Genomic DNA, 17,862 nt, shown 5'->3' on the forward strand with positions numbered 1-17,862 from the left:
AAGCATATGAGCGCCCGGCCTGTATTGTAAAGAGCCGTACTGATATGAAGTAAAAAAAGAATCAGCAATGAAAAGGAAATTCATGATCCTGGCCCTTTGCCAGGTATGTGCCGGTTTTGCAGCGGCACAGGAGCACCGTTTTGACCCTCCCTGGAACACACCCCCACAAAGCGCAGTAATGTTTACCGTGCCGGGTGTTAATAACACGCCCGACCTGTATGGTGATATTAATGACCCTCAGCTGGTGGTTTTTTTTGCAGGAAACCAGTTTATGTGTATCGATGAACTGCTGGGAGCATTTAAAAAAGCCTATCCGCGTTACACGCGCATATTTGCAGAAACCTTGCCACCGGGGATCCTGGCAAAGCAAATAGAGGGCGGATCTTTGACCATGGGTAACCTGCGTATTACCCTGAGGCCGGATGTGTACACTGCCGGTAAAACCCGGATAGATGCAATGGCCCGCCTGTTTACAGATACCGCGGCTTATGCCTACAATAAGCTGGCCATAATGGTGCAAAAAGGTAATCCCAGAGGGATCGGAGGATTAAAAGACCTCGGAAGAAAAGAGGTATTGGTAGCCATGCCTAATCCTCAATTTGAAGGTATCGGCAAAAGAATAGAAGCGGCCTATGTTAAAGCCGGGGGAGAGCCGCTTAAAAACAGGATCATGGATACAAAAGTAAAAGACAGCACAACGCTGCTTACCCAGATCCATCACCGCCAAACGCCGATGTGGGTATTGTATGGGAAAAGCGATGCAGGGCCTGTCTGGTATTCGGAGGCATATTACCAGGCAATGATCGGTCATCCGGTAGAACTGGTACCGATACCGGATCATGAAAACATCCAGGCAACCTATATGGCAGGCCGGCTGAAAGCGGCACCGCATCCGCAGGCTGCGAAGGATTTTATGCGCTTCTTAAAAAGCGCCTCTGCAAAAGCCATTTATAAAAAATACGGATTTACCACACCCTGAGCGATCGGCTGAGGGGTTGCACTCCATACAATAAAAGCGGTCTTACTTCATTTGAAAGACCGCTTTTTTATTGGGAAACAGGTTGTTTTCAGGTAGGTACAGGACGGTTATATGGTGCAAGTTTTATTTATTCGTGCCCCCGCAGGATCAAAACGGAGTTTGCCATTACTGCGGGAGGCAGGACCCTTTTATATACAGCAATCAATTACTTTGACCGAGTTCACAACTGCGAAGTATTCTTCGGACGTTCATTAATCAATTGCTTATTTGAGTAGGAAGCGGTTTTGCCCGGATGTATAATGAAAAAAGAATAACAGGTGAAACGATCGTTTATTTGCTTTGCTTTTTTATGTGGCCTGGGGCTTTATTGCAGGGGCCAGGCTCTTAGTGGTATTGATGACCTGGGCAGGGTGTTGCCGCTGCATAACGCTGTTGGCAGCGTAAAGACAGGAAAACAGGTGGGCCTGTTTTATTTTTTGTGGCAGGGAGATGTGCATTCAAAAACGGCTGAGCGCGTTTGGGACCTGAGCGAAATCTATCTTAAAACCCCCGATGTTTTTCACGATTTTAATCATCCCGGGTGGGGCGGTGGCGCCGGTGTGGCAGGAAGGTATTATTTCTGGGGCGAACCTGTTTACGGGTACTACAGAGGCGACGACTATTGGGTGCACCTGAAAAATATACAATTGCTGACAGATGCCGGCGTGGATTTTTTAGTGATCGATGCTACGAATAAATTGATTTACCCAACCCAGTCAGACGCGCTCTTTAAAGCAATAGAAGCCGTTCGGATACAGGGCAAAAATCCTCCCAAGGTAGTGTATTACACTAACACCGCTTCCGGCGCAGCAATGCAGGATATCTTCGATACTTATTATAGAGAAGGAGCGCCGCATCGCTATCCGGACTGTTGGTTTTATCTTAACGGGAAACCCTTGATAATAGGCTTGTCGGCCGAAGCAAAAGGAAAGAATTATGAGCAGTTTTTTACTTTCCGGGAGTCGCAATGGCCTAATGAAGCAAAAAAGGAAAACGGCTGGCCCTGGATCGAATTTCAACGTCCGCAACCCGTATACTATAATAAAAAAGGAGAGAAGGAGATCATCAACGTTTCCACTGCGCAACATCCCAACCTGGATGCTTCAATGGGCGGGTCTGCATTTTATGGCCGCTCCGGGAACTGGGGCCGTAGCTTCCGGAAAGGCTCTCCGGGCAACCCCGCAAAAGACCTGTTCTATGGGTATAATATCCAGGAACAGTGGGATTTTGCCATCGGACAGGATGTTCCGTTTGTATTTGTTACAGGATGGAATGAGTGGATCGCCGGTAAATGGCGCCGGCAATCGGGAGATAAGAATCAGGCATTGTTTGTGGACCAGGCCAGCCCTGAGTACAGCAGGGATATTGAGCCCTCATTAACAGCCGGGCTGCGGGATCACTATTATATGCAGCTGATCGGAAATATCCGCCGGTATAAAGGAACGTCTGCAACCTCGCCCATATTTCGAAAAGATGCGATCCGCAACTGGAACGACTGGAAGACGGTACCGGCAGCTTATGAAGATTACACGGGTGATGTCATACACCGCTCACACCCGGGTGCGCAGACTGATCCTGCTGTTGTTTATACAAATACCACCGGCAGGAATGATTTAAAAACTGTTAAGGTTGTTACCGGGAAGGAACAGCTGTATTTTTATGCAAGCACTGTGGATACCTTAACGGCTGCCTCGGGAGACAACTGGATGACGCTCTGGCTCAATACAGACCAGTCCTACACTTCCGGCTGGTACGGGTATGATTACCGGGTCGTTGCCGGTAATCAATTGCAGCGGTTTATTGATGAAACCTGGCAAACGATTGCAACGGTAGCATTCACAATGCAGGGAAACCAGCTGATGATCGCAATACCTTATGCTTTTATAGGTGTGCCCGGGAAGGATGGCTTTTTAGAGCTTAAATGGTCGGACAACATGCAGAAAGCAGATCCATTGGATTGGTATACCAATGGGGACGCTGCGCCGGGTGGCCGGATGAATCTGCTGCTGCACTTTAAGTAGCCGTGTTTACTTTATACAGGGTGGGGCAGGACGGTTGTCTGCCTTAAATTTGATTTATTTGTAAGAACCGGAGGAATATTAGTTATGAGAGTTTGCCATTTATACCTGACAGGATTGTGTTTTTTGTTGTTGGGAGCGTGTAGCACTGCCAAAAAGAACGGCAGCGACTGGAATACTGTGGAGCGTGTATTTACAACAGTGCCCGATTCCATTCAGACCAGTGTGTACTGGTACTGGATATCCGATAACCTCTCAAAAGAAGGGGTTGTTAAGGACCTGCAGGCAATGAAGGCTGTTGGTATTAACCGGGCATTCATCGGTAATATAGGGTTAAGTGATCTGCCGGGCAATGCTTACGGTAAAGTAAAAATTTTTACAGATGAATGGTGGGATATTTTGCATACCGCATTAAAGACTGCCACCGAACTGAAAATCGATATCGGCATTTTCAATAGCCCGGGATGGAGCCAGTCGGGCGGGCCCTGGGTAAAACCCGGCCAGGCCATGCGGTATCTGGCAACAACGGATACCCTGGTAACCGGTGGCCGCCGTTTCCAGGCTCAATTGCGGGTTCCGGATAAAGACTTTCAGCCGGTACAGGTGCTGGCTTTTCGCGCGCCTAAGGATTATGGTCTAACAATAACAGCGGCAGGTTCCAAATTTCAATCAAACCTGAAAAGCCCGGCACTGCAAAACATTTTTGACAAAGATGTAAATACAGAAGTTGCTTTGGAAAAAGGGCAGACAAATGAAATTACAATAACGACAGATAAGGCGTTTACTGCAAGAAGTTTTACCGTGTACCCCGGCCGGCGTAATATGGCCTTCGATGTAGTGCTGGAAGCCAGGAAAGGAAATGATTTTGTACCGGTTAGAGCATTCCGGCTGGACCGGAGCAACAATAATCTGAATGTGGGATTTGAACCGTTTGCCCCGGTAACGGTTTCTTTTGATGCAGTGGAGGCAAGGGAATATAAAATCCTGGTCAAGAATGTGCAGGGCGATGGAGGAATAGCTGAAGTGGAAATTGCCGCGGCTCCGCGGGTGGAACGTTTTAAAGAGAAAACGTTGGTACGCATGCATCCTACACCGCTTCCGTACTGGCACGACTATCAGTGGGAGCCGCAGGCTGCCGTACAGGACCCCGCTTATGTGGTAAAACCCGGGGATGTGCTGAATCTTACAGGTAATGTTGATAAAAGCGGTGTACTTAACTGGGAGGTTCCAGAAGGACATTGGATCATTCTGAATTCAGGAATGGTGCCTACAGGAGTAACCAACGGTCCGGCAAGTCCCGAAGGAGTAGGACTTGAGATTGATAAAATGAACCAGGAACATGTGCTGGCGCATTTTAATGCTTTCATTGGTGAAATTTTGCGGAGGATACCTGAACAGGATCGCAGCGCATTTAAAGTTGCTGTGCAGGACAGCTATGAAACCGGAGGCCAGAACTGGACCGATGCGTTTGCGGCCAGGTTCAAAAAGGTATACGGCTATGACCCGGTACCTTTTTCGCCGGTATTTCACGGGTTTGTAGTAGGCAGCCAGGAACAGTCGGATCGTTTTTTATGGGACGTACGCCGGCTCATTGCTGATATGGTGGCCTATGAATATGTAGGTGGTTTGCGTGATATAAGCCATAAACATGGGTTGACCATCTGGCTGGAAAATTACGGGCACTGGGGATTTCCCGGGGAGTTCCTGCAATATGGCGGGCAATCAGATGAAATCGGAGGTGAGTTCTGGAGTGAGGGGGAATTGGGGAATATAGAGAACCGGGCTGCATCATCTGCCGCACATATTTACGGGAAAACAAAAGTGTCGGCAGAATCGTTTACAGCGGCGGGCAATACTTTTGGCCGGTACCCGGCTATGTTTAAGGAGCGGGGTGACCGCTTTTTTGCAGAGGGGATCAATAATACGTTGCTGCATGTATACATTCATCAGCCTTATGAAGGCAAATTACCTGGCGTAAATGCCTGGTTTGGGAACGAGTTCAATCGCTTCAACACCTGGTTTTATGATATGGGCGGTTTTATGCATTATATAAAAAGGAGCAATTACCTGCTGCAGCAGGGACGTTATGTAGCAGATGTGGCCTACTTTATAGGAGAGGATGCCCCCAAAATGACAGGAGTACAGGATCCTGCAATGCCCAAAGGGTATGCCTTCGATTATATGAATGCAGAAGTGCTGCTGAAAAGGGTAACCATGAAGAATGGCCGCTTTACCCTTCCTGACGGACTTTCCTACAAAGTATTGGTACTGCCAAAGCTGGAAACCATCCGGCCCGAAGTGTTGCGTAAAGTTGAAGCATTGGTTAAAGCAGGAGGCGTAATATTAGGCCCCCGGCCGAAGCGCTCACCAAGTTTGGCAAACTATGCGGAGGCCGACCGGGAAGTGCAGCAACTTGGGGCGGCGCTGTGGAACGGTGTTGATGGAAAAACCAGGACGGAAAATAAATATGGGAAAGGATTGGTGCTGAACGGGCTAACACTCGATGCGGCAATGGAGCACCTTGCTATGGTTCCGGATGTAGCGCTTAAAAAGAACGACCCGGTTGTTTACCTGCACCGTACACTGAAGGATGGCGAGCTGTACTTTATAGCCAATCAGTCCGATAAAAAGATCAGCGCAACACCAGCGTTCCGGACTTCCGGAAGGGTGCCGGAATTGTGGGATGCGGTAAAAGGCACCATGAGGGAGCTGCCGGAGTTTACGGATAACGGCAGGCAGATTACCGTGCCGCTGGAGCTGGATAAATTTGAAAGCGCCTTTATCCTTTTTCGCAAATCCAAGTCAACGGAGCAAAATGGGAAACGTAATTTTCCGGCCCCGGAAAAAGTAATACCGGTTTCCGGTACCTGGGATGTGGCTTTTCAAAGCCCGGTTACAGGTAGTTTCAGTGTTAAGATGGATGAGCTGACAGATTGGTCCAGACACCGGGACTCGGCAATCAAGTATTTTTCCGGCGCGGCAACCTATAAAATTTCGTTACCCAGGTTAACCGTAGCCAAGGGCCAGAAAGTGCTCCTGGATTTGGGTGAACTGGTAGCTATCGGAACCGTTTCGGTAAATGGCAAAGAGGTAGGCAATGTATGGACCGCTCCTTATAAGCTGGATATCTCGGATTATCTGACCAAAGAGGACAACATATTGGAGGTTAGAGTTGTCAATACCTGGGTGAACCGGCTGATCGGGGACCAGCGTCTGCCTGCAGAGAAACGGAGCACATGGACGATCGTTAATCCTTACAACAGTAAAAGCCCGTTGCACAAAGCGGGATTAACGGGGCCGGTAACACTTGAGATCTATTAATTAAAGAATACACTGAAATTTGACGAAGACTGCTGACAGCGTTTAAAAAATAAACAGATGAAAAGAAGAGTATTGTTCCTCGTGCTGGGGCTATGTGGATTGTGTTTGCTGCCGGGTATTGCCACAGCTCAGGCAAGGCCGGCAGAACGGAAGCTGAAAAGTCCGCTTACGAGGGAATACGTGTATCCGGCAAGAATTGTTTGGCAGCAAGGCCAGGTTAAGGGCGCAGAGCAGTTGCTGAAGGAAGGTATCGGACAGGCCAGTTTGAACAATTCCGACGTGGTGGTATTAAAAACGACGGGGAAGGCCCCTGCCAGCATTTTGCTGGATTTTGGAAGAGAAATGAATGGCGCGCTTGAGATTATAACGGGCATGTGGCCCGCGCCCAATAACCCCAGGAAGGTACGTATCCGCTTTGGAGAATCGGTGAGCGAAGCAATGGCCGAACTGGGTGCGCATGGATCTACCAACGATCACGCTATCCGGGACTTTAACCTGATGGTGCCCTGGCTGGGGAAAGTGCAAAGCGGTGAGTCCGGTTTCCGTTTTGCAAGGATCGATCTGCTGGATGTTAATGCCGAAGTTCATTTGAAAGAAGTGCGGGTGATTTCCACCTACAGGGATATCCCCTACCTGGGATCGTTTAAATGCAGTAATGAGCGGTTGAATAAGATCTGGAACGTTGGGGCCTATACCGTTCACCTGAATATGCAGGATTATTTGTGGGATGGGATCAAACGCGATCGCCTGGTATGGGTAGGGGATCTTCACCCGGAAGTGTCTACGGTGAACTCCGTTTTTGGGTATAACGAAGTAGTGCCTAAGAGTCTTGACCTGGCCCGCAATACGACACCGCTGCCGGGGTGGATGAGTGGTATCAGTACCTACTCCATGTGGTGGATCATTATCCAGCATGAGTGGTATATGCATCATGGAAACCTCTCATATCTGAAAGAGCAAAAAGAATACTTACAGGGATTACTGAAGCAGATTACCGGCAAAGTAGTGAACGGTGTGGAAAAAATGGATGGGAACCGCTTCCTCGATTGGCCTTCCAGCAAGGATACCGTAGCTATTCATGCAGGTTTACAGGCAATGACCATATGGAGCCTCGAATGCGGTGCGAAGCTAAGTGCCATCCTGGGAGACGCCGCCACAGCAAAGCAATGCCGCGAGACGGCAGCGGAAATGCGGAAAATAGTGCCGCCGCACAACAACAGCAAGCAGGCGGCCGCGTTGCTTTCCCTGGTAGGGATGATGGATGCGGGTAAGGCTTATTCAGATGTGTTGTCGGTTGGCGGGGCAAAGAACTTTTCCACGTTCTATGGGTATTATATGTTGGAGGCAATGGCCAAAGCCGGAAAATACAAGGAGGCAATGGATATTATGATGCAGTATTGGGGCGGCATGCTCGACCTGGGCGCTACTACTTTCTGGGAAGACTTTAACATTGACTGGATGAAAAATGCGGCCCGTATAGATGAGCTGGTGCCGGCCGGGAAAGTAGATGTTCATGCCGCCTACGGGGACTATTGTTATGTAGGCCATCGTCATAGTTTCTGCCATGGATGGGCATCCGGTCCTACGGTATGGTTATCGGAACATGTCCTGGGGTTAAAGGCGGTAGCACCGGGGGGAAAAGTGTTCCGCTTAAAACCACATTTGGGAGATCTTGCTTTTGCAGAGGGCACTTTTCCCACAAAGCTGGGCGTCATACGGGTAAAGCATGTAAAAGATAAAAAAGGGAAAGTGGTCACCACGGTACAGGCCCCAAAAGGGATCCGGATTTTAAGATAATACCTGTTAAGAACGGCAACCGGAACTAATGATGGCAGCAGGTGCATGCCTGCGCATTTTCATCATTAAGGCCCCGGATGGCGCCACCGGCCTATGGTTCAGGCATCGCAGGAAGCGCTGTAGCTATGCAGCACCCGGTTGCGCCGGTATTTCAGTGAGCACTATATTTTAAACACGCAACAGCCGCGGCGCCTGCGCCGGTGTTACCCCTTCCGTTTCATAAGGGGCTTTTGAATCATTCCTGATTTTATAATAAGGCCCTTCCCGTTTTGACCGGTTTGCTGTGAGCCTGCAGCGCTTAGCCTGGCGCCCGTCTGATGGTAACCGGGAAAACCCGGAACACCAATACCCGCCATTTCATAGAAGCTTTGCTGATAAGAATGGCCGCGTTTTCTGCGGTAAATTGCTCTAAAAGGCTCCGGCAGGTATTTACCAGTGGAAACGTAAAAAGCAGCTTTCGGCCGTTCATTGCAGGATCTTTTTCCCGGCGGGCAATCGACCGGCGCCCGGGTATCATTGATGGCACGCAACTTCGGTTGTTTTTCTCCTTCTTCTTAATAATTGCAGCAGCCATCCGTGGAGCTGTTTCTGCAATGGTTGAACGTCGGTGTAGGATTTACATTTATATCCGGATTTATTTACAGGGAGAGATGATAACTGATCTGTGCCAAAGGAGCGTTTACCGGAGAAATCATGTTTTTTAATGATTGCCGGCAGCCCTTCGCGCACCTACTTTTACAATATAAAAGTTAACAACCAAAAATCACATAAAATGAAAAAGATCCACTGGGTCATCCTTACCTGTTGCGCAACAATGCTCTTCGCATTGGGGTGTAAAAAAGAAGAAGCTGTTTCAACGGCGATCACAACGGCTTCGGCCAATGCCGGTAATGCTGCCCGGAAGGCCGCCGGCGGTGAAACCATGATGCTTGATAACGGGAATATAAATTCCGGCGCCTCGGCCACAGTCATCTCCGGTAATGATGTATATACTGCCGGCTGGGACAATGTTGGCGGCAACGCTGTGGCCACCTATTGGAAAAACGGAACGGCCGTTCATCTTTCTGATGGAACGCATCAATCAGAAGGCCGTGGCATCACGGTTTCAGGCCATGATGTATATGTAGTGGGTACGGAACGCATTGGCAATACTGATGTGGCTACCTATTGGAAAAATGGTGTAAAGACCAACCTGTCCAATACCATGTCAGTGGCTTATGATGTAGCGGTGTCAAATGGTGATGTGTATATTGCCGGGGGTGCGCGGACTGGCCTTGTCGGGGTGGCTAAATATTGGAAAAATGGCATCCCTGTTGCGATTGGCGATAGTACCTATTTCAAAATTGCTGAGGCAATATCCATCGCCGTTGTTGACACTGATGTATATGTGGCCACAACAGAAGTAACCGGCCCGCAGCTTGACCAGGCCACCGCCAAATACTGGAAAAACGGGGTTGCTACCTCGCTGTCGGATGGCGTGCATAATTCTTATGCCCATAAAATAGCCGTAGTGGACGGCGACGTTTATGTATGTGGCTACCAGGGCAGCGATGCTTATAATGTGGCCACTTACTGGAAAAATGGCACTGCTGTGGTCCTTACGGATGGTACATCCGCTTCTATCAGCACCGGCATTGCCGTACAGGGTAACAGGGTTTATGTTGCCGGCAATGTAGATTTCAACCACCCCGGCAGGTTTCCCAAAGCCGTTTACTGGAAAGATGGCACCCCGATAGCGCTTACAGACGGTACCAGCCGGTCGGTAGCCTTTTCCATGGCATTGCATGGCAATACCCTGTACGTTCCCGGCTATAAAGACTTCAACGGTATACGTGCAGCAACCATCTGGAAAAATTGCAAGAACTGCGGCACATTTTAAGCATGGGCTGTTGATCAGCAGCTGCTGAAAAGTTGGTGGGTTTATTGGCCCGGCTGCGGTGCCTGTGGCAGCTGTCTTGCCACGCTCGTTTCATCGTTCGGACTATAGGGCATCATGGGTTGTTAAAACAATCCGTAACAACCTGTGATAAGTCATTCATTTAGCAGGGCATTTCTTTTTATGCTTTTCGGCAGCGTTAGGGCACCAAAGGAAAGCTTCGCCGTGGTCACTTACAGGCCATCAAAGGATGAAAAAAAGAAAAGAGAAGCCGGTGGGCTTTTGGAGAACCATGGGGCAAAGGTTGATATTGTGTTATCAGTATTTTTTCGGTTGTTAGAAGGCGATACCGATAGCAGAACGGGTTTTCAGAACTATATCCGTCGCTGTTATTTGTAGAGAAGCATAACCTGCCGGTACTGGTGCCGGCAGCCAGGGACAGCTGTCCGCCCAGGCGATTGTAAACCGGGCGGAAGATGCATCGCAAGTCTGTAAAGCCCGGTTAACGGAACGGGTTAATCGCGACCGGTCCTGGAAATTAGATGACAAGAAAAATAAAGGCAGATCGCTTTTTCAATACAAGCCCGGTTATTTCCGGCAAACCCGTATTTCTCTGGCGCCGGGCCTTTTGCCCGCTAAAGACTGGCCTTGGAATTAAACCGCCCGTTTCCTGCTTATTACTGCCACCGGTATGCAGAGCTTCACTGGTGCAATATCCCCCAAATCCAGCACGGATAGGATGAACAGCCGAAATTGCCGGCGCCGCTGAAAAAAATCAATAACATTTTTTTGTCATCAGATAGCCAACCCTTACTTTTGCCGCGGAGAGCTGGCAGAGTGGTCGAATGCGGCGGTCTTGAAAACCGTTGACTGTAACAGGTCCGGGGGTTCGAATCCCTCGCTCTCCGCTTTTAACTCTGAAAGTCAGATAACTATAAGTTCGGGGGACCAAAACAGGGACACTTGCCTATCAAATAGCTTTATTGCTTCAGCTTTCGCCTGATCCGATACGTCGATATATGGCTTCATGGATTTATAATTGCTGTGCCCGGTCCGCTTCATTACAACTTGCAGTGCAATACCCAGCATTAGCGCGTTACATACTAAAGGTCCTACTGCCCGTATGTGTGCGTAATAGAGCGTATTTAGGTAATACTTCATCGAACCGGGTTATGTAGTGTATTGTTGTAAAACTTTTCCATAAGCTATTTTGAAAAATTGCCGTTCGCTGCTCTATAAAGAAAAGCATCATTTCGAAATTGCAAGTTTATCAAGAAACCGAAATAGCTTTCCGTTCATCACTGTATAATCAAAACTGCGGATTTCATCGGGTTTTTGGACAAATTTGTGCGTAGTGCTATTAGTTAAAAAATCTTCATCTTCTGCGATGAGCAATTCTATTACTTCCGGTGTAAGTTCCATGTGGCATTGAAAGCCATAAACAAGATTACTGTATGCTATTATCTGTCTTGGGCAGCCTATACTTGTTGCTAATATTTTGCTTTCCGGTGTAAGCCCCGGCATATCGCTGTGCCAATGTCCGACAGGTAATATTGAGCCGAAGTGATTTACTTTTTCGTCTTTCAAGCCGTCTTTTGTAAGTTGTATCGGGAATACGCCAATTTCTTTTTCAGGGCTATTTTCTGTTTTTGCTCCCAACGCTTCGCCAATAAGTTGCGAACCTAAACAAACACCTACAACTGCTTTTCCCGCGGTAATTGTTTTTTGTATTAAAGCAATCTCGGCTTTTGCGTTAAAATGGGGACATTCTTCGTTGGTGGTTTGGGGGCTCTGCGGGCCACCCATGACTACCAACATATCAATATTCCCGGCTGTGTTAGGTAATGGTTGGTTCTCATACACTTTTGAAAAAGTAATAGTATGGTTTCTTTCCTTTGCCCATCCATAGTATGCTCCCGGAGCTTCAAAGATTTCGTGTTGTATAAAATGTACTTTCATTGTACGTTCAGTTTTTATTTTCATTCCAATAGTAGCTATCGGGATAAATTCTCTGCCCAAAAATTGCCGTACCTACCCTTACAATCGTTGCTCCTTCTGCTATGGCAGTTTCCATATCGCCACTCATTCCCATTGATAGTTCCTGCATTTCCACGTTTGGAATATTTAAGGATATTATTTCTTGTTGAATTTTTCTAAGCAAACGAAAACATTCACGCACTTTCTCGGTTTCAGCACTGAACAGACCTATGGTCATTAGACCTTTTATCTTAAGCGTTTCAAACTTTGCAACTTCTTTTACCAGCTCAATGACATTATTGGGATGTACACCAAATTTGCTTTCTTCGTTTGAGGTATTTACCTGTATCAAAACCTCAATAGTTTTGCTTTCAAATAACAATCGTTGATGCAATTTCTCCGCTAAATCCAAACGGTCAAGCGACTGGATGCAGGATACATTGTACTTCAACAGGTCTTTTATTTTATTAGTTTGCAAATGCCCTATGAAATGATTGGTGTGCGGAACTTCCTGCAAAGCCTCATACTTTTCTTTGATTTCCTGTATCTTGTTTTCTGCTATCAATGTATGCCCTGCCTGTAAAGCAATTTTAATACGATCGGCAGATACGGTTTTGGTTGCCAATAATAGTTTTACTTCATCGGGATTTCTGTTGCTATGCTTACAGGCGTTATTTATCCGCTCCTTTATGACGGCTATATTTTCTAAAATTTCTTCGCCCATACTTCCACGTTTTTTTGTTTTTCTTCCAAATTCTTAATCAATTCCGATTTCACGACTGTGAAAGTGTGGTCTTTAGCTTCGGCAAATGATATACCGTACTTTCGTTCTATGTCTTGTAATTCCTTTGGAAAACGTAATAAAAGATTGTTGTAATATTCATCTAAAACCTCTTTGGCAGGCATTTGAAAACTTATTCGCAACTGAAAACGTCTTAATAATGCCGTATCAATAATTTCGGGATGATTGGTGGCACATATTAATAAGGCATTATTGGGAAAATAATCTATTAACTGGATAATGGTGTTTACCAATCTTCGCATTTCGCCTACGTCTTTATCGTCATTTCCTCTTGCTTTCCCTATCTGGTCAAATTCATCTAAAAACAGAATGGCTTTTTCCCTGCCAGCCTTATCAAAAATCTGTTTGATATTCTGTGAGGTCTCGCCAATGCGTGAACATACTACATTGCTTAAATCGAGTATCAGGATGTTCTTTCCCAATGCCTGCGCAATGGCTTTGGCGGTCATTGTTTTGCCACAACCCGAGCTGCCGTGAAGCAATAGTTTATTGTTTACCGGCAGTCCATATTGATTTAATTCATCAAAATAGGTGTGTTCTTTTATAAGCTGTTCAATACTTTTTCGGTTGACTTCATCAAGGAATATATCCTTTAGAGATACCTGTTCTTTGTCGTTTATAATAAGGTTAAATACGTTCATAGTTTCTCTGATACATATAATAGACTGCTACAATGCAATTGTCAGGGGTACTAAAATGTGTATGGATTTACGTTTAAGTTCTGTTTTTTCATTTCGTGTTCAGGGCAATCAATTCTTAGGTCTGTAACCTGTAGCTCTTGATTAAGCAGTTTGCAAAAATGCTTTTGCCCTTTATCGGATGATTGATAATAAGCGCACGACATACACATCCTTTGGACAGTAATCACTTCCGATTTATTTAAGTGCCGTATAATATTAAGTAAACTTAAAAGCAGGTTTTCCTTATCCTCCTGGTGTAGGTTATTAATTGGGGTTCTGATTTCTTTTGTGAAAAGTGATACTTTATCTGTAATCGCTTCCCCCTTTTTTGTCAGATTTATAATATAGCTTCTTGTGTCGTTCAGCAAGTAATCTTTTTTGATGAGATTTTTTTGCTCCAATGTTTTAATCGTGTCACTAATAGTAGCTTTGGTCATATTAAATTCATCAGCCAAATAGCTCACTTTTCTTTTCTCCTCACTGTGATGAAGTAAGAAAATCATAACCTGCACCTGAATAGGGCTTAAAGAAAATTTCTTGCTTTCCTGCCATAACAAAACACGGAAAGCCTGAGATATTCTCTCCAAAGAAGCAACAATCTTGCTTTCTATGCTATTGTTCTGCTGTTTCAGGTCGAAATCAGACGTGCTCATATAATTTTAAGTTTGTGTAATATACTTGAATTAATTGCATCCCTGCATTTCTATAATGTGATAGCCCTTTGCTTTAACCGATTTTTTTATCTCCGGGGAAGCCTCTTCAATATGGCAAAACTGGCATTCTTTTGAAGTTAATGATTGTGCTTCCTGTCCCTTCGTTTTAAGGTACTCCTTTCCATAGCCGTAAATTACAGCTGCATCATTTATTGCTACCGGCACAAGGATATCAAAGTGCATTATTAGACCATCCATCCTTGTTACATACGTGTCCCAAACTGTTACCTGCATTCTTTATATTTTATAGTTTACTCAAATAGTAGATAAAAAATTCCAATAGGCTGGCATGCTAACCTATTGGAACAAATTCTTTAGCCTTTTACATCGGCAATAGATGCACCAAAGTTAATGTGTAATACATTTCCATTTGATGTAACCAAAGCTGGTACTGATTTTACGCCCGCTTTTTCCGCTTCGTCAATTTTGGCCCGCATTTCACCAATGTGAACGATTTCTACATTGTCAGCACCAATTAGTTCAATGATGTCGTGTTCTGCGCTTACACAAACAGGACAACCTGCATGATAGAAAACTGCTTTTTCCATGTTTATTTGGTATTAAATTGTTAGATGGCACAATTGCCGGAACAAATATAGTTAGGAGTCCTAACAAATAAAAACTTTAATTACTCTTTTTTCACCAAATGCTGCAAATCAGGGTCGTTTGTAAGCCACATCTTAAGCTTCATTATTTGCGTATGCATTTGCTCAAAAAAATCCTTCTTTTAGACGTAATTATTTCAGTATTGCTTCTTCTCTTCTTAACGCCTCTGTTGGTAGGGTAATTGTCCATTGTTTCCGGGCGTATGGGGGACAACGTGGTGCTTTTGTTTAATAAAAGATAAAAAGGTCTTTTATTGTTTTTTCTTCCTATCTTTGTGGGGTGTTTCAGCTGCAGTTCGGGTGGGGAGCAGCGTGCAGGAGAAGGGACCGGGCTATATAAAGGATAAAAAGGTATTTATATGCGGTATTGAGCGCGCGCAAAGAACTGCTTCAATAAAAGGTATTTAACATTCAAATCAATAATAGCATGGATATTCATGAACAAACCGTTATCGGAGCGCTGGTAGCCGAAGATTACCGTACCGCCTCTGTTTTTAAGTCATATGGAATTGATTTTTGCTGTAATGGCAATCGTACCATTGGCGAGGCCTGCAGGAAAAAAGAACTGGAGCCTGGCCGGGTGCTCCGGGCGCTGGAAGAGGCCCATGGTCAGGTCAATACGGCAACAGCTGCGTACAACAACTGGCCTGCTGACCTCCTGGCTGACTATATTGAGAAAAAGCATCATCGTTATGTGACGGCAAAGATCGCGGAGATCACGCCGTTCCTGGAAAAGGTTACAAGGGTTCATGGCGACCGGCATCCGGAGCTGAAAGAAGTAGCGGCGTTGTTCAGGGATTCTGCTGTTGATCTCTCAGCGCATATGAAAAAAGAGGAGGCCGTGCTGTTTCCCTATATCCGGAGCATGGTGGCGAACGGGACCGTTCATGCGGCATTTGGTACCGTGGAGAACCCGATCAGCGTGATGATGCATGAACACCATATTGAAGGGGAGCGTTTTGAAAAAATTGCAGCGCTCACCGGCAACTACACACCCCCTGCGGACGCCTGCAACACTTACAGGGTTACGTTTTCTTTGCTGAAGGAATTTGAAGAGGATCTGCACCTGCATGTACACCTCGAGAATAATATCCTGTTTCCCAGAGCCATCCGGATGGAGCAGGAAAGGAGCAGTTGAGCGCCGGTGATAAGGAGTTAAGTATAACCGGGATATGCCGATCGATTATAATATACTGATTGCCTATGGAGGCGTTGCCTGCAAGGTCGAAAAAGGTGCGATCATCTTTCACGAAGGGAATCTGCCTTACTTTTTTTACCAGCTGGAAGAAGGCTCGGTGCGGATGTATTCTACGAATATGGAAGGAAAGGAGCTGACGCAGGGATATTTTGAAAAGGGGCAGAGTTTTGGGGAGCCGCCATTGTTGCTGGATAAGGCCTACCCGAGCACTGCAGAAGCTGCTACCCCGGCTGTACTGGTTAAGATCAGGAAGGAAAAATTTTATGGTATCCTGCGCGATTACCCGGAAATTGCGAGAGCGCTGCTTTTTACATTTGCGGAGCGTATTTACAGTAAAGCAACGGCAGCCCAGATATGGGTACGCCAGACGCCGGAAGAAAAGATTGCCCATTTCCTGGACAGGAAGAAGGGAAATGAGCACCTGTCAAAGTCCTGGCGGGTACCTTATACCCGGCAGCAGATCGCAGATTTTACAGGGCTGCGCGTAGAAACGGTGATCCGTACGCTTATCAGGATGAGCAGTGCCGGAAAAGTAAAGATCCTGGGGCATAAACTTTATTATTAGTTTTTAATGGATGTGGGTTTGTCAAACAAATGGGTGCGCTGGGGGTTACTGAACCTGGCTATCGTAGCGCTGTATGGAACCTTGATGCGTTATAAGATCGCATACAATTTTCCTTTTTTTGAACAGAAGAACTTACTGCATGCGCATTCTCATTTTGCCTTCGGTGGCTGGGTCAGCCATTTATTGTATACGGGGCTGACCCTGCTGGTGACGCCGTTCGTCACTGCAGGAAGACGGAAACAATATCAGGCCCTTGTCTTCCTCAACCTTTTGGGTTCCTTTGGTATGCTGGTGGCATTTACCATCGAGGGATACAAGGCGGTGTCGATCGCTTTTTCTACCTTGTCGATCCTGGTTGCTGTGGTATTTGCAGGTATATTTATTAGGGACCGGCGGTGCTGGCCCGCCTCACATCCCTCCGTTCCCTGGGCGGCTGGCGGGTTGCTGCTGAACGTGGTTTCGTCCGCAGGCCCTTTTTCCCTGGCTTATATGATGGCTACCGGAAATGTTGATTCCAGCCTTTACCTGGGGTCCATTTATTTTTATTTGCATTTTCAGTATAATGGCTGGTTCTTTTTAGGCAGCATGGCACTGGCTGCGGCACTTTTACCACCAGCGTTCTTTTCACTAAAGGGGTATTTCCGTATTTTCATTATTGCCGCTATACCGTCTTTTTTCCTGTCGGTACACTGGGCCGGGATCCCCTGGTGGTTATACCTGGCAACCATTATGGCGGCATTGTTGCAACTGGGTGCATGGATCGTGTTGCTGGTCCGGGCAAAAGCATGGTATCACCAAAACAGGCCGGCCAGGCCTTCCTACAGGAAGCACCTGTTTTTTTATGCGGCAGCCTTTGCCCTTACGATCAAATTTGTACTCCAGGCACTGTCTGCCATTCCCTGGCTGAGCCGGTTGGTGTTTGGCTTCCGGCCAATTGTTATCGCGTACCTGCACCTGGTATTACTGGGTGTGTACAGCCTGTTCCTGATCGGTTATTATGTTGCCCGGCAAATGATCCGTATTACCCCGGTGGCAAAGGCGGCAGCCCTTTTATTATTGATCGGAGTTATATGCAACGAATTGTTCCTTGCCGTACAGGGCTTTGCCGCCCTGGCCTATATACCGGTTCCTTTTGTGAATGAGCTGCTGCTGGGCGCCGCGGTGTTGCTGCTGGGCGGGGCGGCAGGATTGTATATATCGCAGTACAGAAAACAGAAGGCTGGCGGGTATTAATACCGGTCGCTGTCAGGCGGGTATACCACGGTAATAAGAGGTATGATGAATGGGGAGGA

At 46.6% G+C, this 17,862-nt stretch carries 15 protein-coding genes and 1 tRNA gene; 9 read left to right on the forward strand and 7 right to left on the reverse strand.

What is annotated here, in order from left to right:
• The first annotated feature begins 67 nt into the window (after positions 1-67).
• The 4 genes from BLS44_RS01060 to BLS44_RS01075 all read left to right on the forward strand — a co-directional run bounded on the left by BLS44_RS01060 (position 68) and on the right by BLS44_RS01075 (position 8,154).
• Positions 68-979 carry a molybdate ABC transporter substrate-binding protein gene (locus tag BLS44_RS01060; protein WP_245729053.1) on the forward strand — a complete coding sequence of 304 codons (912 nt, stop codon included), beginning with the start codon at positions 68-70 and terminating at the stop codon, positions 977-979.
• Between the two features lie 317 nt (positions 980-1,296).
• Positions 1,297-3,039: a hypothetical protein gene (locus BLS44_RS01065; protein WP_143019622.1), complete on the forward strand. Its 1,743-nt coding sequence runs from the start codon at positions 1,297-1,299 to the stop codon at positions 3,037-3,039.
• Positions 3,040-3,123: 84 nt separating this feature from the next.
• A complete protein-coding gene (locus BLS44_RS01070; protein ID WP_090388176.1) occupies positions 3,124-6,357 on the forward strand; it encodes a glycosyl hydrolase in 3,234 nt (1,077 codons plus the stop codon).
• 57 nt (positions 6,358-6,414) lie between these two features.
• Positions 6,415-8,154 (forward strand): alpha-L-rhamnosidase-related protein, encoded by a 1,740-nt coding sequence (locus tag BLS44_RS01075; RefSeq protein ID WP_090388177.1) that lies wholly within the window; start codon positions 6,415-6,417, stop codon positions 8,152-8,154.
• A gap of 298 nt (positions 8,155-8,452) precedes the next feature.
• On the opposite strand, the gene BLS44_RS26415 is transcribed toward BLS44_RS01075, so the two are convergent.
• Entirely contained in the window at positions 8,453-8,728 is a 276-nt protein-coding gene (locus tag BLS44_RS26415; RefSeq protein ID WP_176954272.1) for a hypothetical protein, read from the reverse strand.
• A gap of 198 nt (positions 8,729-8,926) precedes the next feature.
• On the opposite strand from BLS44_RS26415, the gene BLS44_RS01085 reads away from it, so the two are divergent.
• The gene (locus BLS44_RS01085) at positions 8,927-10,033 is read left to right on the forward strand and encodes a hypothetical protein (RefSeq protein WP_143019623.1); all 1,107 of its coding nucleotides are present in this window, start codon (positions 8,927-8,929) and stop codon (positions 10,031-10,033) included.
• Positions 10,034-10,853: 820 nt separating this feature from the next.
• A tRNA-Ser gene (locus tag BLS44_RS01095) sits at positions 10,854-10,938 on the forward strand.
• 340 nt (positions 10,939-11,278) lie between these two features.
• On the opposite strand, the gene BLS44_RS01105 is transcribed toward BLS44_RS01095, so the two are convergent.
• The 6 genes from BLS44_RS01105 to BLS44_RS01130 all read right to left on the reverse strand — a co-directional run bounded on the left by BLS44_RS01105 (position 11,279) and on the right by BLS44_RS01130 (position 14,750).
• A complete protein-coding gene (locus BLS44_RS01105) occupies positions 11,279-11,989 on the reverse strand; it encodes a type 1 glutamine amidotransferase (protein WP_090388590.1) in 711 nt (236 codons plus the stop codon).
• 7 nt (positions 11,990-11,996) lie between these two features.
• On the reverse strand, positions 11,997-12,731 hold the full coding sequence (locus tag BLS44_RS01110; RefSeq protein WP_090388181.1) for a YggS family pyridoxal phosphate-dependent enzyme: 735 nt from the start codon (positions 12,729-12,731) through the stop codon (positions 11,997-11,999).
• A complete protein-coding gene (locus BLS44_RS01115; RefSeq protein ID WP_090388182.1) occupies positions 12,713-13,450 on the reverse strand; it encodes an AAA family ATPase in 738 nt (245 codons plus the stop codon). Before BLS44_RS01115 ends, BLS44_RS01110 begins: the two co-directional genes overlap by 19 nt.
• A gap of 50 nt (positions 13,451-13,500) precedes the next feature.
• On the reverse strand, positions 13,501-14,142 hold the full coding sequence (locus tag BLS44_RS01120; RefSeq protein ID WP_090388183.1) for a MarR family winged helix-turn-helix transcriptional regulator: 642 nt from the start codon (positions 14,140-14,142) through the stop codon (positions 13,501-13,503).
• A gap of 30 nt (positions 14,143-14,172) precedes the next feature.
• Complete coding sequence (locus BLS44_RS01125; protein ID WP_090388184.1) at positions 14,173-14,436, reverse strand: DUF2024 family protein; 264 nt, start codon at positions 14,434-14,436, stop codon at positions 14,173-14,175.
• An 80-nt stretch (positions 14,437-14,516) separates the two neighbouring features.
• Positions 14,517-14,750, reverse strand: a complete 234-nt coding sequence (locus BLS44_RS01130) for a thioredoxin family protein (RefSeq protein ID WP_090388185.1) — start codon at positions 14,748-14,750, stop codon at positions 14,517-14,519.
• 484 nt (positions 14,751-15,234) lie between these two features.
• Here BLS44_RS01130 and ric point away from each other — a divergent pair, with 484 nt between their 5' ends.
• The 3 genes from ric to BLS44_RS01145 are packed head-to-tail and all read left to right on the forward strand — an operon-like array spanning position 15,235 to position 17,803.
• Complete coding sequence (gene ric / locus BLS44_RS01135; protein ID WP_176954273.1) at positions 15,235-15,945, forward strand: iron-sulfur cluster repair di-iron protein; 711 nt, start codon at positions 15,235-15,237, stop codon at positions 15,943-15,945.
• A 34-nt stretch (positions 15,946-15,979) separates the two neighbouring features.
• Entirely contained in the window at positions 15,980-16,570 is a 591-nt protein-coding gene (locus BLS44_RS01140) for a Crp/Fnr family transcriptional regulator (protein WP_090388186.1), read from the forward strand.
• A 12-nt stretch (positions 16,571-16,582) separates the two neighbouring features.
• Positions 16,583-17,803 (forward strand): hypothetical protein, encoded by a 1,221-nt coding sequence (locus BLS44_RS01145; protein ID WP_245729083.1) that lies wholly within the window; start codon positions 16,583-16,585, stop codon positions 17,801-17,803.
• The last annotated feature ends 59 nt before the right edge of the window (positions 17,804-17,862 follow it).

It is taken from the genome of Niabella drilacis (genome assembly GCF_900101395.1).
Taxonomy (GTDB): Bacteria; Bacteroidota; Bacteroidia; order Chitinophagales; family Chitinophagaceae; genus Niabella; species Niabella drilacis.

Coding starts and splice junctions, on each gene's coding strand:
- BLS44_RS01075 (WP_090388177.1), top strand. CDS start 6,415: ATGAAAAGAAGAGTATTGTTCCTCGTGCTGGGGCTATGTGGATTGTGT.
- BLS44_RS01115 (WP_090388182.1), bottom strand. CDS start 13,450: ATGAACGTATTTAACCTTATTATAAACGACAAAGAACAGGTATCTCTA.
- BLS44_RS01120 (WP_090388183.1), bottom strand. CDS start 14,142: ATGAGCACGTCTGATTTCGACCTGAAACAGCAGAACAATAGCATAGAA.
- BLS44_RS01105 (WP_090388590.1), bottom strand. CDS start 11,989: ATGAAAGTACATTTTATACAACACGAAATCTTTGAAGCTCCGGGAGCA.
- BLS44_RS01060 (WP_245729053.1), top strand. CDS start 68: ATGAAAAGGAAATTCATGATCCTGGCCCTTTGCCAGGTATGTGCCGGT.
- BLS44_RS01140 (WP_090388186.1), top strand. CDS start 15,980: ATGCCGATCGATTATAATATACTGATTGCCTATGGAGGCGTTGCCTGC.
- BLS44_RS01070 (WP_090388176.1), top strand. CDS start 3,124: ATGAGAGTTTGCCATTTATACCTGACAGGATTGTGTTTTTTGTTGTTG.
- BLS44_RS26415 (WP_176954272.1), bottom strand. CDS start 8,728: ATGGCTGCTGCAATTATTAAGAAGAAGGAGAAAAACAACCGAAGTTGC.
- ric (WP_176954273.1), top strand. CDS start 15,235: ATGGATATTCATGAACAAACCGTTATCGGAGCGCTGGTAGCCGAAGAT.
- BLS44_RS01110 (WP_090388181.1), bottom strand. CDS start 12,731: ATGGGCGAAGAAATTTTAGAAAATATAGCCGTCATAAAGGAGCGGATA.
- BLS44_RS01085 (WP_143019623.1), top strand. CDS start 8,927: ATGAAAAAGATCCACTGGGTCATCCTTACCTGTTGCGCAACAATGCTC.
- BLS44_RS01130 (WP_090388185.1), bottom strand. CDS start 14,750: ATGGAAAAAGCAGTTTTCTATCATGCAGGTTGTCCTGTTTGTGTAAGC.
- BLS44_RS01125 (WP_090388184.1), bottom strand. CDS start 14,436: ATGCAGGTAACAGTTTGGGACACGTATGTAACAAGGATGGATGGTCTA.